This window comes from Halobacteriovorax sp. DPLXC-1 (assembly GCF_036903125.1).
GTDB classification, from domain to species: domain Bacteria; phylum Bdellovibrionota; class Bacteriovoracia; order Bacteriovoracales; family Bacteriovoracaceae; genus Halobacteriovorax_A; species Halobacteriovorax_A vibrionivorans.
The window spans coordinates 369,425-385,239 of record NZ_JAYMCO010000003.1; the positions used below are offsets into that span (position 1 = coordinate 369,425).

At 37.1% G+C, this 15,815-nt stretch carries 12 protein-coding genes; 7 read left to right on the forward strand and 5 right to left on the reverse strand.

Annotation, left to right across the window (positions count from 1 at the left end):
* Nucleotides 1-4 precede the first annotated feature (4 nt).
* Nucleotides 5-1,339 (reverse strand): sensor histidine kinase, encoded by a 1,335-nt coding sequence (locus VCM44_RS11765; protein WP_334678874.1) that lies wholly within the window; start codon nt 1,337-1,339, stop codon nt 5-7.
* Nucleotides 1,340-1,505: 166 nt separating this feature from the next.
* Here VCM44_RS11765 and VCM44_RS11770 point away from each other — a divergent pair, with 166 nt between their 5' ends.
* From VCM44_RS11770 to VCM44_RS11785, 4 genes are all read left to right on the forward strand, one after another.
* Nucleotides 1,506-2,273, forward strand: a complete 768-nt coding sequence (locus tag VCM44_RS11770) for an efflux RND transporter periplasmic adaptor subunit (protein WP_334678875.1) — start codon at nt 1,506-1,508, stop codon at nt 2,271-2,273.
* A gap of 2 nt (nt 2,274-2,275) precedes the next feature.
* Nucleotides 2,276-3,517 (forward strand): ABC transporter permease, encoded by a 1,242-nt coding sequence (locus VCM44_RS11775; RefSeq protein WP_115361610.1) that lies wholly within the window; start codon nt 2,276-2,278, stop codon nt 3,515-3,517.
* Nucleotides 3,517-4,188: an ABC transporter ATP-binding protein gene (locus VCM44_RS11780; protein WP_334678876.1), complete on the forward strand. Its 672-nt coding sequence runs from the start codon at nt 3,517-3,519 to the stop codon at nt 4,186-4,188. Before VCM44_RS11775 ends, VCM44_RS11780 begins: the two co-directional genes overlap by 1 nt.
* A gap of 149 nt (nt 4,189-4,337) precedes the next feature.
* Nucleotides 4,338-4,991: a hypothetical protein gene (locus VCM44_RS11785; RefSeq protein ID WP_115361606.1), complete on the forward strand. Its 654-nt coding sequence runs from the start codon at nt 4,338-4,340 to the stop codon at nt 4,989-4,991.
* 34 nt (nt 4,992-5,025) lie between these two features.
* On the opposite strand, the gene VCM44_RS11790 is transcribed toward VCM44_RS11785, so the two are convergent.
* Both VCM44_RS11790 and VCM44_RS11795 read right to left on the reverse strand, forming a co-directional pair.
* Nucleotides 5,026-6,966 (reverse strand): methionine--tRNA ligase, encoded by a 1,941-nt coding sequence (locus tag VCM44_RS11790; RefSeq protein ID WP_334678877.1) that lies wholly within the window; start codon nt 6,964-6,966, stop codon nt 5,026-5,028.
* 34 nt (nt 6,967-7,000) lie between these two features.
* The gene (locus VCM44_RS11795) at nt 7,001-7,495 is read right to left on the reverse strand and encodes a methylated-DNA--[protein]-cysteine S-methyltransferase (RefSeq protein ID WP_334678878.1); all 495 of its coding nucleotides are present in this window, start codon (nt 7,493-7,495) and stop codon (nt 7,001-7,003) included.
* 171 nt (nt 7,496-7,666) lie between these two features.
* Here VCM44_RS11795 and VCM44_RS11800 point away from each other — a divergent pair, with 171 nt between their 5' ends.
* Entirely contained in the window at nt 7,667-8,191 is a 525-nt protein-coding gene (locus VCM44_RS11800) for a peroxiredoxin (protein ID WP_334678879.1), read from the forward strand.
* A gap of 279 nt (nt 8,192-8,470) precedes the next feature.
* On the forward strand, nt 8,471-10,609 hold the full coding sequence (gene katG / locus VCM44_RS11805; protein ID WP_442905009.1) for a catalase/peroxidase HPI: 2,139 nt from the start codon (nt 8,471-8,473) through the stop codon (nt 10,607-10,609).
* A 36-nt stretch (nt 10,610-10,645) separates the two neighbouring features.
* Here katG and VCM44_RS11810 read toward each other — a convergent pair whose 3' ends face one another.
* Both VCM44_RS11810 and VCM44_RS11815 read right to left on the reverse strand, forming a co-directional pair.
* Nucleotides 10,646-12,595 (reverse strand): hypothetical protein, encoded by a 1,950-nt coding sequence (locus VCM44_RS11810; protein WP_334678881.1) that lies wholly within the window; start codon nt 12,593-12,595, stop codon nt 10,646-10,648.
* Between the two features lie 229 nt (nt 12,596-12,824).
* A complete protein-coding gene (locus VCM44_RS11815; RefSeq protein ID WP_115361594.1) occupies nt 12,825-13,028 on the reverse strand; it encodes a hypothetical protein in 204 nt (67 codons plus the stop codon).
* 111 nt (nt 13,029-13,139) lie between these two features.
* Here VCM44_RS11815 and acnA point away from each other — a divergent pair, with 111 nt between their 5' ends.
* Entirely contained in the window at nt 13,140-15,746 is a 2,607-nt protein-coding gene (acnA, locus tag VCM44_RS11820) for an aconitate hydratase AcnA (RefSeq protein ID WP_334678883.1), read from the forward strand.
* The last annotated feature ends 69 nt before the right edge of the window (nt 15,747-15,815 follow it).

Sequence of the window (15,815 nt, forward strand, 5' to 3'; positions counted from 1 at the left end):
GGCCTTAAGCTTTTGGGACTTTCACTATTAGGGTTGTATTTTTAGCGTGTGTATCGAGGGTTAATTCTCCTTGGTTTTTTTCTAGAATACTCTTTGATATTGATAGTCCCAATCCTGTTCCTTTACCAACTTCCTTAGTTGTATAAAAGGGATCAAATATCTTCTCATGATGTTCTTGTGAGATACCATTTCCAGAATCTGTTAATTTAATAACCAGCATTTTTCCTTCTTCAAAAGCTTCTATTCGAATCCATGAATCTTCCTGTCCTTCAATGGCATCATAGGAATTACTTAGTAAGTTTAGAAATACTTGTGATAGCTGAACTCGATCAACCTTTACAAGAGTATCAAATTTTTCATCATCAAGACTAAGCTTTAAATCAATGCCATGGGCCTTAAACCTTTCACTACAGATTGAAAGAGCATCTTGAAGAATATCTCGAATTGGCACTTCTATTAATTTTTCTCCATTAGAAGAGTCTCTTGAAACAACCCTCAAACTTGTGACAATTTGAGTAATTCTTTTCACTGTATCTGAGATTCGATCAAGATTCTTTTTTAATTCCTCATCACTTAAAGAATTACTTTGCATTTCTTTTTTTAGCTTAAAGACACTTCCGGAAATAATCGTAAGAGGATTGTTAATTTCATGGGCAATCCCACCGGCCATTTCACCAATTGCATTAAGTCTTGAGCTATAGATTAAGCTTTGTTGCGCATCTTCAAGATCTTTCAGGGTTTCAAATAGTTCCTGGGACTTATGTTGTTCTCGGCGATAACTTCGATCAACAAGTTTTAATATTTGATGAAGAAGAAAACTTAGCATTCCCATGACCCAAACATGAAGAGCTATTTCAGTTACTGGTTTATCAGGAATCAGAATAAGTGAAGCAATTACATAACTTAGGATGCCATAAATAGTCGTGTAAATACTGAATAGGTAGCCACGTGAAATTTCAAAGAAGATCGAGCTACTTGAAACAATCATGATTAAATATAGAAACCAAAATGGTGAAAAGGGCTCTTTTACCAAGACTAGACTTAAAGGACATAGAAAGGTTAGCGTCGTAAAGTGCCTAAAGACTTCTACTAATTGGGATTTACTCGTTCTTATACTGATTAGAGATAGAACAAGGTTGTAAATGAGAAAGAATAAGATGAATAGCGGACCGATTAGATCGAGACCATTAGTAAGATTATAGATAAAAATTGAAAATGATAAAATGGCCGTAAATGAACCTAGGCATAGGTCCATAATTCGAAGGACTTCTTTAATACTAGAAGTCGCAGTTTTTATATTATCGGCCATCTTGAGTCCTAATAGTAAGCTTTTCTTCATTTTATAATTATTGTTTTAGGTAAGACAAATTAATTAATATAACAAACTATAACTTTATCTTAGGCCATATGTTATTGACTTATTAAACTGATATTTATCACTAGCTTTTCTTTGGTCTTATATAATGAGATATGCGAAAATTTTTAGATATTAATCGGAGGATGTCTTGAAAAAGGTTTATATCGCATTAGTTATAATCGTTCTTATTGCAGTGGCCATCGGTGCTAGAGTCTTTTATTTCAAAAAAAACTTTGAATTAATTTCTCCTAAAAAGGGTGATGTGGTTGAGGCGATATATGGACTTGGTAGAGTGGAGTCAGATCAGGAATTTAACGTAAAGATTGGAGTGTTATCAATAGTTGAAAAGCTATACGTTAAAGAGGGGCAACGCGTAAAGAAGGGAGATCGCCTTATAAGCTTTGAAGGTCGGGTCCTTTTTAAAGCTCCTTTTGATGGAACAGTTACTCTTGTTGCAAATAAAGAAAGAGAAATTGTACTTCCTCAATTTACAGTTCTTACACTTAAAAATTTAAATCAAAAATACGTAGAAGTATCACTTGAGCAAGATGCTGCCTTAAGAGTTTTACCAAAACAAAGAGCAAGACTTGTTTTTGAAAGTCAGTCTCAGCTTAAGTATGAAGGCTATGTGAAAACAATCTATCCTAGAGAGGGAGAGTTTATAACACGTATTGAAGTTGAAGGCCTTGAAAAGAGTATTCTACCTGGGATGACAGCAGATGTTGTTATTGAAGTAGGAAAGAAAAAGGATGTACTCCTCATTCCAGTTAAGGCCATAAGCGATGGAAAAGTTCTTCGCATGAGAAATAAGAAACGAGAAAAAGTGGATGTCACAACTGGAAATAGTGATGGCATGTGGGTTGAGGTCGTCTCAGGTGATATCAATTTAGATGATCTTATTTTCATAAAGAGGTAGTGATGCTCTTTCTTGCGATGAAACAACTTTTTTCAAAGAAGAAGCAAACGTTTCTAATTCTATTAGGAATAAGTTTTGGAACCATGCTCTATGTTTCAATCTCTGGAATACAACTAGGGTTTCGCAAATATATTATTAATTCTCTACTAAATAATACGGCTCATATTCTCATCTCGGGAAGAGAGGATATTATCGATCGTAAACTTGTGGATGAATGGTTTTATGCTAATCAAACGGTGAGCTGGATTACTCCTCCTTATGGAAAACGAAGCGAAGCAAAATTAGAAAATTATCAAGGTTGGGCAAATCGTCTTTCAAACCATCCTGAAGTTTATGACTATTGCCCGCGATTAAATATCCAGGTCATGATTAAAAGAGGAGACCTTACTCATAATTTGGCCCTTGTTGGGACTGAGGCAAAACGTCAAATTAGAGTAAGTAAAATAGCTGATTATATGAGAGAGGGAGACTTCTCCTCTTTATCCAGTGGTGGGAATAAGATTATTCTTGGCGTAAAGGCCGCTGAAGAAATAGGTGTACGTGTCGGACAATTTGTAGAAGTGGTTACAGGATCTCTGGATCAGAGAAGTTCGTTTAAGGTTGTAGGGCTTCTTTCATTTGGAGATGAAAATGTTGATAAGTCTATTGCTTTTGCTCATATAGAAGATGTTCAAAAGTTAAATAAAACTCCTGGTCGTATCTCTGAGGTCGCAGTGGCCCTCTTTAATATGGATAAGTCTGGAGAGTTGGCCGATCAATGGTCTCTATTAAGTCATGATAAAGTTGAGGACTGGCGAGAAGCAAATCCCATGTTTATGGAGATGATCATGATGCAGGATATGGTTCGCTATTTTATTACGATAGCAGTACTTATCGTTGCTGCTTTTGGTGTTTATAACGTACTAACAATTATGATTAACCAAAAGAGAAAAGAGATCGCAATATTACGTTCTATCGGCTATGCACCTAAGAAAATTTTAGAGCTCATCATGTACCAAGGAATCTTCTTAGGAATAAGTGGTGGAATTTTGGGAATGATTTTAGGTTATGTTGTCAGTAGATTAGTTGAAAGTATTGAACTTAATATTGATATTGGTGGAAATAATCATTTATTAATTGATTATGCACCATCGACATATGCTATCTCATTTTTTGCGGCCCTTATCGCTTCTTTGATAGCAAGTTTTTTACCGGCCTTGTCCGCAAGCCGTATGACTCCAATTGATATCATTAGGGGAGAGTGATGATTCGAGCAGACAATATTGTTAAAGAGTTTGGTGAACCTCCACAACGCATCCTCCATGATATTAGCATGGAGATTAAAGATGGAGAGTTTGTTTCAATTGCAGGCCGTTCTGGAAGTGGAAAATCGACATTATTATATATTATAAGCTCACTAGATGACCCAACCTCAGGACATATTTATATTGATAATAAGAATGTAACTCATATGAGTGTTGATTCTGTTCATGAATTTAGAAGTCGACATATTGGTTTCATTTTTCAATTTCACTATCTATTGCCGGAGTTGACTGCTTTAGAAAATATCCTACTACCTCCCCGAAATTTAGGTTTATTAAAAGAGTATCAAAAACGAGCGAGGTTTCTTTTAGAGCAATTAAATATTGGCTATGTCGCAAAAAAATTGCCGAGTCAAATGTCTGGAGGGGAACAACAAAGGGTTGCAATCGCAAGGGCATTAATCATGGAGCCTCGCTATATCTTTGCAGATGAGCCTACTGGAAATCTCGATTCCACTAATGCAGAAGTGGTAATGAATATTTTAAAAGAAACTAATGAGCAAAAGGGAACAACTATTGCTTTGGTAACCCATGATCGCGGCTTTTCTAAAATGGCCGAACGAGAAATCTTTCTAGTTGATGGCCATGTCTCAGAAACTTATACTGGTGCATAATCAAGTTGTTATTCCAAGTGAGAAACTATCTTTTAAATTATCTAAGTAGCCAGAATTTCATGAGATAATTGGGTGTTTAAAGATTTTTCATGGCCTAAAGAAGTTACAGGATTGGATATAATTATTCATAATCTTGATAATATTAGGTCATGAAAAATCTATCCCCGAAACTAAAGAAAACTATTTTAACAGGAGTTCTACTCCTTTCACAAATCAACTATGCTGCGACTTTTATTAAGGCCGAAGAAACTGCTTTCAAGTATATCAAGGCCACTGAAATCGTAAACGATCGCTATATCTTTGAAGAATGTCATGGAAATAGGGAAGAGCTAAAATGTCGAAATCTATTTTCTGATTATCGTACCTTTGCAAGAAGTGACATTAAGAAAATGGCCGATATGAATGGCCGCCACGCTCTTTATGCTGCCGGTGCTGACGTCGCTATTTTAGCTGTTTCAGCTTATCTAGGGTTAATTATCGGAGCAAAAGCAACAGCTGCTTACTATATTGGAACAGGTGTTAGTCTTGATGGAGGTGTCGCTGCTGCTGGAGGATTCTTCTTTGGTGCGCCGACTGGAACAGCTGCTGGTTCTGCAATGGCCGCAGGCCTCGATGAATTAGATCCATTTGTTCATAGAGATATGTCTATTGCATTAGAACAAGTTATCGGAGTTGCTGATGAAGATGATCTTGATGATGTAGAAGCGCAAAGAAGAAAAGAAGGAATGATTGTTGAAATTGAAGATATTAATTTTGATCAATTAAAGAATAAAATAAAAGGTCAGCTAGAAGATCTTGATTAAAAAAAGGCCTCGTTTGAGGCCTTTTCTTTTATCTTTACTCAGTTTCAACTGCTGGAAAGTATACGTCTTGTTCCCCAATTTTATGATTTTCAGGGAATTCTTTTGCAAGCTCATCAATTGAATAAACACTTTCAGGAAGGTTTAGGGACTTTCTTAATTTCTCCATTGTCTCAGGTGCAAATGGTGAGAGCATAATAAGAATATTTCTTAGGATATAAAAGCTTGAATAAAGAGCATCAGTACGCTCTTTCTCATCAAAGCGATCATCGTGAGGTTTATACTGATTAAATAGTCCGTTAATAATACGAGCATAATTCTCTAGTGCACCAAGGGCCTTTGGGTATTCTCCCTTTGTCATAAACTTCGTATATTGTTGAACGATCTTAAGAGTCTCTTTTTCTGTCTTACCAATAAGCTCTCCCTTAGGAACCACGCCACCAAATTGCTTGTGACAAGCTGAGATTGGTTTTTCAAAAGAGGCATTCATTGGACCTGCAAGGAATGCATTCTTGGCATTGAAAACTTCAAAATCAAAGTTAGAAGCTTTCTCTGAAAGACTTAGAGTTGAAAGGAAGTAGCGAACTTGGTCTGCCGAGTATCCCATCTCATCAATTAATTGATCACCAGTATAGAAGTTTCCTTTCGACTTACTCATTTTTTCACCATTAATTTGTAGGTGAAAATTAGAGAAGATATCTGTTTGTTGAAATTCTCCTTTAATCGCTTGTCTCATTGGGTTTTCTTGAGCACCAAACCACATCGCTCCTTGCATGAGAACATAGAAGAAAACATTATCAGTTCCAAGGAATTGATAAATATTGGCATCAGGGTCTGTCCAAAAATCCTTATAAGTTTGCGGATCGAGTCCTTTTTTCTTAAGAGCTACTTTTGTAAAAGAAATCGGCGCAATTAAAGACTCTGGCCAAACGTAGAGAGTTTTTCCTTCCATCCCTTCATCAAGGTCAGTTGGAACAGGGATCCCCCATGAAACATCACGAGTAATCGCTCTATGTGCCCAAGCATCATTAAGTTCACACTCAATACCTTTATCAGTTAATTGTTTCTTACCTGTTTCAAGGTCAGCTAGGTTTTCAAATTGAACAACAACTTTCTTTCCTGGAGCGTAACGGCTCTTGTGCTTTGGAAGATCTCCCTTAATTTCTTTGTAATCTGCTTCTGATTTATTTGAAAAGATCACACTTGGATAAACTGTTCCAAATACTTCTTGAAGAACTGGTTTTCTCCATGTCTTTTGCTTTGTATCTAACCATTCAATAAGTTGGTCAGTCACTTTCCACATATTTAAATACCAGTGATCAGTTTCTTTAAGAACAGGAGTTGCATCACTTACTGTTGAAACAGGGTTCTTTAACTCATGTGGATCATAATTTTTACCACAAACATCACATTCGTCACTATATGCTTTTGTATTTGAACATTCACTATTTGGACATTCACCTTGGACGTAGCGATCAGGAAGGAACATATTTAATTCAGGATCAAACCATTGCTCACTTGTCTTCTTATCAAGCATCCCATTACCATGCATCTTTCTTAAAAAGTCTTGGCATAGTTCTTTATGGGCCTCGTAATTTTCTTCACGAGATGTTCCTGTATATGTATCAAGTCCAATAGAATAGCGCTCCATTGTTTTGGACTGCTTAGCATGAACTTCACCAATAAATTCTTGTGTTGTTTTTCCTAGCTTCTTTGCTGCTACTTCACTTGTTGATCCATGATCATCAGTACCGCAAACAAAGAGAACATTGTCTTGACCGATAAGAAGTTTTGTCCACCTTGCATAAATATCAGCTGGAACGTGTGCACCTGCTAAGTGACCAATATGAACTGGCCCGTTTGCGTATGGCATACCTGCAGTTACGACTGCCTTCTTAGGTCTTTCGACGCGAGATAAAATTGTCGGAATGTCCTGTTTTGGACGCATGTTTTTCTTTTGATTCTTGTCATTTGTCATGACAAATAATTTAACATTTGGAGCCTAGCATCGTCTATACAAAAGCTCCCTCGAGATTGAGGAGGGCCTCTTTCACTTGAGCTCCTCCAGCATAGCCTGAAAGTTCACCGGACTTATTTATGACGCGGTGACAAGGGATCAGGATGCATAGTGGATTTTTTCCGTTAGCACTTCCTACAGCTTGGACGGCATCGGGTGAGCCGACTTTTTGGGCAATATCTGAATAGGTCGTAGTCTTGCCATAGGGAATATTTAGAAGCTCGGACCAGACTTTCTTTTGAAAAGAAGTTCCTCTTGTTAGAGTTATTGGCAGCGTGAATCTCTTGCGGCTACCTGCAAGATACTCTTCAATTTCGCCTTCTGCATCGTGGAGATATTTGATAATTCGCTGATCATCATCTAGATGTGGAGGGTCGAGTTCTTGGTCTTCCCAGCCCATATAGGAAATTCCATTTGGATTTGCACAAATATAGATTGTTCCAAATTTCGAGTGATATTCTATTTGTCTTTCAGTGAAGCTTCCTATCATAGAGAAGATTATAGCATTCTTAAATCTTAAGAAGAACTTATGTTTTGCCAAGTTTGAGTGAAGAAGGAAGATGAATATTAGAAATAATTTAAATATGATCCAATTGTATTATTTTTGCGTATATAGTTTTATAGGTTAAAGTTTAATTATTATTTATACACTGGAGTTATAATGAAAAGATTTATTCAGATACCTTTACTAACCTTAATGATGTTCTTTAGCGCTCAGGCCAAGGATGTTGAGCTAGGTCAAAAAGTTCCTGACTTCACAGTTAAAAATCATAAAGGGAAAGACTTTACTATGGCCTCACGTAAAGGCAAGTGGACAGTTCTTTACTTTTATCCAAAAGCTGGAACACCTGGATGTACTAAACAGGCTTGTGCCTTTCGCGATAGTATTAAATCTATTCGAAAGCTAGGAGCCGAAGTCTACGGTATAAGCGTTGATTCGGTAAAGGATCAAGCGGAGTTTCATGAAGAGCATGCCCTTACTTTTGATTTACTTTCTGATGAAAGTGGAGAAGTAACTAAGAAGTTTGGTGCAAAGATGGCCGTCTTTAATATGTCAAAAAGATGGACCTTTATCATTGATCCTAATTTAAAAATTGTGGCACTTGATCGCGATGTTGATCCAATGCTAGATGCTGACAAGGTGAGTAAAAATCTTGCAAAATTACAAAGCCAAAGCGGAAAATAAATCCTCGATAAATCAAATACAGTAATTTAGAACTAGTTCTAAGTTACTGTATTTATAAGCTCTCTTCATATCAATTGAATAACTTAACTTTTCTTATAGTTAGAATCTATCATTAAATAGACAAAATAGAATGTATTTAAAAAGACCCGTTCGCAATAATAGTTTCAACGAAATTATGGTTTTTTATTTTTCAAAGGAGCTTTAAGCATGAAAAGAAAACTTCCTTTGCTGATTGCCACTTTCGCACTACTGAGTTGTGCATCAAACTCAGGGGACGGGATGCAACAGCAATTTGCAAAAGGTGAAGCAAAACCAAATTCATTTTGGTGGCCAAACCGAATCGATCTCTCTCCACTGAGACAACACTCACCAGAGTCTAGTCCTTTAGGAAGTAACTTCAACTATGCAAAAGAGTTTAAGAAATTAGATCTTTCTGCAGTAAAAAAAGACATCAGAAAAACATTAACGACATCACAAGATTGGTGGCCAGCTGATTATGGTCACTATGGGCCTTTCTTTATTCGTATGGCATGGCACAGTGTTGGTACATACAGAAGTCACGATGGTCGCGGTGGCGGCGGCGGTGGTCAACAACGTTTTGAACCACTTAATAGCTGGCCAGATAACGTATCTCTAGACAAGGCAAGAAGACTGCTTTGGCCAATTAAAAAGAAATATGGAAATAAAATCTCATGGGCCGATTTAATGGTTCTAGCAGGTAACGTTTCACTTGAAGATATGGGATTCAAAACAATTGGATTCGCCGGTGGACGTACTGATGATTGGGAAGCTGACCTTGTTTACTGGGGACCAGAGACTCAATGGCTTGCTGGAGACAAGAGATATAAAGGTGATCGCAAGTTAGAAAAACCACTTGCAGCAGTTCAAATGGGTCTAATCTATGTAAACCCTGAAGGACCAAATGGTAAGCCTGATCCACTACTTGCGGCAAAGGATATCCGTGAAACATTTGGAAGAATGGGAATGGATGATGAAGAAACAGTTGCTCTTATCGCCGGTGGACACACTTTTGGTAAGGCACACGGTGCTCATAAACCACAAGACTGCTTAGGGCCAGATCCAGCAGCAGCACCAATTGAAAACCAAGGTTTTGGTTGGAAGAATAAATGTGGAAAAGGACACTCTGAAGATACAATTACTTCGGGTCTTGAAGGTGCATGGAATGCAACTCCAACTCAGTGGACAACAGGTTATCTCGATAATCTATGGGCATTTGAGTGGAAGCTGACGAAATCTCCAGCAGGAGCACATCAGTGGATTCCAACTGATGAAGGTGCAGCAGATATGGTTCCAGATGCACATATCAAAGGTAAGCGTCATGCTCCAATTATGTTCACTACAGATATCGCACTTAAGAAAGATCCAGCTTATGCAAAAATTTCTAAAAGCTTCTTAGATGATCCAAAGAAGTTTGAGTTTGCATTTGCAAAGGCTTGGTTCAAACTTACTCACCGTGATATGGGGCCAAAGGCTCGCTATATTGGTAAGGAAGTTCCTAAGATGTCATTTCAGTGGCAAGATCCAACTCCAAAAGGAAAGAAGATCTCAAGTGCAACAGCTAATAGTATAAAGAAAGCTGCTCTAAAGTCGGGATTAAGTGTATCTGAGCTTGTAAAAGTTGCTTGGGCCTCAGCTTCAACTTTCCGCTCTACAGATATGCGAGGTGGTGCAAATGGTGCACGAATTGCTCTTGCTCCTCAAAAAAGTTGGGAAGTAAATAATCCTAAACTTCTTGAAAAAGCACTTCCTAAGCTTGAAAAGATTAGTAAAAGATATGGAGCTTCTCTGGCAGATACTATTGTGCTTGGTGGTGCAGCAGCTATTGAAAAAGCAGCTCGTGATGCTGGTGTAAAAGTAAAAGTTCCTTTCAAGTCTGGAAGAGGGGATGCGACTCAAGAACAGACTGATATTACATCTTTTAAATTCCTTGAGCCAAAAGCAGATGCTTTCCGTAACTACTACACTGAAGAGTCAGGAAGAACTCCAATATATATGTTAATCGATAAAGCAAATATGCTTGGTCTAACTGTTCCTGAGATGACAGTTCTAGTCGGCGGGATGAGGGTTCTGGATGCAAATACTGACGGTTCAAAGCATGGAGTTTTCACGAAACGTCCAGGAAGATTATCAAATGATTTCTTTGTAAATCTTCTAACAATGGATAATAAGTGGGTTAAGTCGAGTATGCCTGGAATTTATGAAGGTCGTGATCGTAAGACAAACGAACTTAAATACACAGCAACTCCTGTTGACTTAGTCTTTGGTTCTCATGCAGAGCTAAGAGCTGTTGCAGAAGTTTACGCTTCTAACGATGGTAAACGAAAGTTTGTAAAAGACTTCGTAAAGGCTTGGACAAAAGTCATGCAAGCAGACCGTTTCGATCTAAAATATAATTAAAATAAAATGGCCCAAGTTTAACTTGGGCCTTCTTTTTTATAATCCGTGATATTTACTCATCCAATATATTAATGTCATTGCATAGCCTGGATCTTCATCTCGGCCAGAGCCTTGATTAAAGTAGCCAATTTGGTTTGGGTCTCTTTGCCACATGAATGAACCTGTTAAGTGGCGATGGCGAACATCGAGAGGGTCTGCAGATACTTTCATAAATCCACTGCCACCAAATTCTGGATATTCTAAGATATCAATCTTATCAAGAGGAGGTCTTGTAATAATAATGTCGCGAGGAGATCGCTCTAAAAAGCGAAGAAGGTTCCCTTGAATTCTTTCGATATTTTCTTCAGAAACACCACTTGGGTTAAATGAGTATTCAATTAAATTAAAAAATGAATTGTCGTGGTTTCCAATACTATGCTTAATCGTTTTATAAGTCTCAAGCATGTCGTTTCTTCTTTCCGTGTCCTTTTCAAGTCTAAAGTAATTATAGAAGTGCATATGAAGAAGATTAAATTTGTAATACTTATTAATATTGTCTTTGGCCGTTAAATTATGAAAGAGATAAAGTGACTTCGTAATATCTTTGTATTTTTCAAGCTCATCTTTATAACGACCTGGAAACATATGCTCACCAATGAGTAGCATATTAATTTGTTGCTCGCCATTTCCAAACCATACTGTTGGCACTATTACTTCTTCAGGTGTTATGCTAATTTCACGATCTTCTGAAATCTTCCAATTGTTTTTGATAATATAATCAAGCATCATCTTATATAGATGAGCAGCTTTTTTCTTAATCTGTGGATCATCAATGACGTCATAAGTAATAGAGAGGCCAAAGATAACTCCCGTGTATTGATCTCGAGTGATGCCTTTCTTCTCGTGAAGACTAATCCACTTTTCACCTTTGTAATCGACGATATCATAGTCGTAAGGTTTTTTTTGCTTCAATAATGATTGACCAGCAGGACTATTGACGGGCTGGGCGGACCTTGAAAGAAGTCCGCTAAAGCCATTTACTCCAAGTAGGTTCTCAATTCCACCAAGTGATCGTTTAATATTATTCATTGCCTTGGGACTTTGATTGACGGCGAAGCGAAAAGCTTGAGAAGCAAGATAAGCACCATTCCAAATTGCACAATCTCCATAAGTACCAAAGCCTATGACTTTACCTCTCGTTCCAATTCCATTAGGGCCGTAAGCATCAAACCAAGATATTGGATCTTTAGTATCATAGATTAGATTTAAAACAGTTCCATTTTGAAAGTGGTATTTACTAATTTTATCTTCGATATTCTCAATTGTTGTAGCAAGGTCTTCATATGTGTAATTAGGAGAAAACTTTAAATGGGAAGGAGTCGCTCTTCGAAATCTTTCATCAAATTCGAATTGTTGTCTAAGTTGAATTGCTCCTTGTGCTAATAGCTCTTCAAAAGACCTTGTGATCTTATTTCTAAAGACGTCAGATGCAGCTTTAAGTAGACCACTTAAGATGATATTTGAGGCTTTGGCCTGAATGATAATCTTCTTATCAATTGCTTTAACTGAAGTTACATTAATAATATTGTTTTCATCAAGATAGTAATCAAGCTGATATTTAAAACTTAACTCTTTTAAGTTTAACTTGATAACTTTAGTCATTCTAAGAAGCTTTGTCTTATAACGAATTTTTGCCCTTAGATACAGATTCCATCTTTTCTTTGTTGGTATTCCGGCAATAATTCTATTAGGACTAAATTCAACAATTTCTAAAGGATGATTTAAGATATTTGTTGTAACAATTTTTGCATTAAGAATCTTAAAGTCACGATTAATTTCAAAATTACTAAAGCGTGACTCAATTTCACTGTTTAGGTTCTTAATTATCTGTCCTTGAAATCCTTGGAAAAGATTTTTTAAGTCTCTGTTTAAAGGATCTTTTGGAGCTGAGTAGGTATTAGTAATAGTACATACTAATAGAAGTGCCATAAGGATAAATTTCTTCATACTTTCCTTTTATGTAAGTTTGATTATTACATACTAAATATTAAAAAAATGATCCCTAAGTGGTTTAAAGCTTAGCGAAATTAAAACAAACTTCCAAATCTTTGCCCGACAAAAACTCTTATATATTGTTTAAACTTTATGAAATGTAAGAAATAAGGAAGAAATTAGTGAATGACCAATCGTGTAGAAAGGGGATTGGCCATTTTGACATCAGTTACATCACAGTTGATTAATCTTTTGAATAAGTTTCAACAAACTTCTTTATATGATCAATATTCTCAAGAATATACTTAGCTTTTGTTAGGCCAAAACTAACAACAGTACCATATTTCTCAAGTTCATTACCTTCTTCATCAACTTTGTAGATCTTTAAAATCTTATTTCCCTTAAATTCCTCAACAGTTACGTTATGTGGTGCTAATTCATCGCTCATATTTGTCTCCTTAAGAAAAAAATTATCTTTATCTATGTTAAAATAATTCGAAAAGAAAGAGAATGTGAAATTAGAAAAATAATTATTAACCTAAACGATTAGGAGTGATTAATGAATGAAGTAACAAAGTTACTTAAAGTTGCAGATGAAGAACTTAAGTATATTAGTCTTAAGGATCTATGTGAGAAGCACAATGTTGATTTAAATAAACTACCGCATACTGTAAAAATTCTTTTAGAAAATATTGCAAGAAGAGTTGATGGGAAAGATGTTAAGGACTCTGATGTTGAGGCCCTTGCTACATGGCCAAATGATAAGGATTCTTCGTTAGCATTTATGCCTGCAAGAGTTTTAATGCAAGACTTCACTGGTGTACCAGCTGTCGTTGACCTTGCTGCAATGAGAAGTGCAATGGCTAGAAATGGAGGAGATCCAAAGGCCGTTAATCCATATGTTGGAGTTGATCTTGTAATTGATCACTCAGTTCAAGTTGATAACTTTGGCCATGCTGATTCATATGAAAAAAACTTAGAATTAGAATATGAAAGAAATGCAGAACGCTACGCCCTTTTAAATTGGGCACAGCAGGCTTTCAAAGATTTTCGAGTTGTGCCTCCTGGAATGGGGATTTGTCACCAAGTTAACCTTGAGCACCTTGGTCATGTTGTTCAAAAGAAAAATGGATGGGCACTACCAGACACTCTTGTTGGTACAGACTCTCACACGCCAATGATTAATGGACTTGGTGTTCTTGGCTGGGGTGTTGGTGGAATCGAAGCTGAAGCAGCAATGCTTGGTCAGCCAATGTTCTTACCAAAGCCAATTGTTATTGGTGTTAGAACAATCGGTAGCTTACCAACAGGAGCAACAGCAACAGACCTTGTTCTAACTCTTACTGAAAAACTAAGAGCTCATGGTGTTGTTGGTAAGTTTGTTGAATTCTTTGGTGATGGGCTATCTAGTTTAAGTATTGCCGATCGCGCTACACTTTCAAATATGTCGCCAGAGTTTGGTGCTACAGCAACGCTTTTTCCAGTGGATCAAGTCACACTTGAATATCTTAGAATGACTGGGCGTGGAGAGAAGGTTGAGCTTGTTGAAAAGTACACAAAAGAGCAGGGACTATTTAGAGAAGATGGTGATGTGGAGCCAAAGTTTAGTGAAATCCTTGACCTTGATTTAAGTAAAGTTGTTCCAAGTCTTGCTGGCCCTAAGCTTCCTCAACAGCGAGTGAATCTTTCTGATGCTAGAAAATCATTTGATGATAATTTCAAAGTTAATAAAAACGAAGGCAAGACAATTAAGCACGGTGATGTTGCAATTGCTGCAATTACAAGTTGTACAAATACTTCTAACCCGTCTGTCATGTTGGCCGCAGGCCTTGTCGCAAAAAAGGCAGTTGAAGCAGGGTTAAAGACAAAGCCTTGGGTTAAGACTTCTCTTGCACCAGGTTCTCGAGTTGTTACAAATTATTTGAAGAAGTCAGGCCTTCTTCCTTATCTTGAAAAGCTGGGATTTAATCTTGTGGGTTATGGATGTACAACTTGTATTGGTAACTCTGGGCCACTTCCAGAAGATGTTTCAAAAGATATTAGCGATAATGATTTAGCAGTTGTATCTGTTTTATCAGGGAATCGAAACTTCGAAGGGCGAGTCCATAGTCAAATTAAGGCCAGCTACTTAGCTTCTCCACCTCTTTGTGTGGCATACGCTTTATCTGGTACTTTCTTATGCGATCTTTCTAAAGAAGCAATTGGACAAGATGAGAATGGAAAAGATATTTTTCTTAAAGATATTTGGCCAACACCTGAAGAAGTACATGAATTAATCTCTTCTTCTGTATCAACTGAGCAATATGAGTATGAATACGGCAGAATCTTTGCAGGAGATGATAAGTGGAAGAGTATGGCCTCTCCAAAAGGTGATCTCTTTGAATGGGATAAAGATTCAACTTATGTGCGTGAGCCTAGCTTCTTTGTTGACCTTCCAAAAGATCCTGCCCCTCTTAAAGATATTGAAGGAGCAAAGATCATGTGTCTTTTAGGGGATTCGATTACAACGGATCATATTTCACCAGCTGGCTCAATTGGAAAAGATTCGCCAGCAGGCCAATACTTAATTGAACAAGGTGTAAAACAGAAGGACTTTAATAGCTTTGGTTCTCGTCGTGGAAACCATGAAGTCATGGTTCGCGGAACTTTTGGAAATATTAGGCTTAAAAATCAAATGGCCCCTGGAACAGAAGGGCCTTGGACAACTCATCTTCCTAGTCGAAAGCAGATGAGTATTTATGATGCTTCACTTAAATATCAAAATGAAAACGTACCTCTTATCGTTGTGGCCGGCAGTGCATATGGTTCTGGAAGTTCAAGAGACTGGGCGGCCAAAGGAACTAATCTGCTAGGGATCAAGGCCGTTTTAGCTGAAAGTTATGAACGTATCCATCGTAGTAACCTTGTTTGTATGGGTGTTCTTCCTCTTCAATTTAAAGAAGGAGAGAGTATTGAATCCCATAAAATAACAGGTCTTGAAACTTTTAATATCATCGGTGTCGACGGTGGTGTAAAGCCAGGACAAGACTTAAATGTTGAGATGATACGCGAAGATGGAAGTGTTGTTGAGTTTGCAGTTACTTTAAGAATTGATGCTGCAGCAGAAGTAGACTACTACGAACACGGTGGAATCCTACAAATGGTTTTAAGAGAGATGCAAAGTTAAAAATCAGCGTAAAATGTGATGAAAAATCTACATTATAGATAAAGGATTTGTGAATCTTAACTATTTTAG

Excerpts from the sequence above, each read along its gene's own strand:
- VCM44_RS11765 (WP_334678874.1), bottom strand. The coding sequence starts at position 1,339 with ATGAAGAAAAGCTTACTATTAGGACTCAAGATGGCCGATAATATAAAA.
- VCM44_RS11775 (WP_115361610.1), top strand. The coding sequence starts at position 2,276 with ATGCTCTTTCTTGCGATGAAACAACTTTTTTCAAAGAAGAAGCAAACG.
- VCM44_RS11780 (WP_334678876.1), top strand. The coding sequence starts at position 3,517 with ATGATTCGAGCAGACAATATTGTTAAAGAGTTTGGTGAACCTCCACAA.
- VCM44_RS11785 (WP_115361606.1), top strand. The coding sequence starts at position 4,338 with ATGAAAAATCTATCCCCGAAACTAAAGAAAACTATTTTAACAGGAGTT.
- VCM44_RS11790 (WP_334678877.1), bottom strand. The coding sequence starts at position 6,966 with ATGACAAATGACAAGAATCAAAAGAAAAACATGCGTCCAAAACAGGAC.
- VCM44_RS11795 (WP_334678878.1), bottom strand. The coding sequence starts at position 7,495 with ATGATAGGAAGCTTCACTGAAAGACAAATAGAATATCACTCGAAATTT.
- VCM44_RS11800 (WP_334678879.1), top strand. The coding sequence starts at position 7,667 with ATGAAAAGATTTATTCAGATACCTTTACTAACCTTAATGATGTTCTTT.
- katG (WP_442905009.1), top strand. The coding sequence starts at position 8,471 with ATGCAACAGCAATTTGCAAAAGGTGAAGCAAAACCAAATTCATTTTGG.
- VCM44_RS11810 (WP_334678881.1), bottom strand. The coding sequence starts at position 12,595 with ATGAAGAAATTTATCCTTATGGCACTTCTATTAGTATGTACTATTACT.
- VCM44_RS11815 (WP_115361594.1), bottom strand. The coding sequence starts at position 13,028 with ATGAGCGATGAATTAGCACCACATAACGTAACTGTTGAGGAATTTAAG.
- acnA (WP_334678883.1), top strand. The coding sequence starts at position 13,140 with ATGAATGAAGTAACAAAGTTACTTAAAGTTGCAGATGAAGAACTTAAG.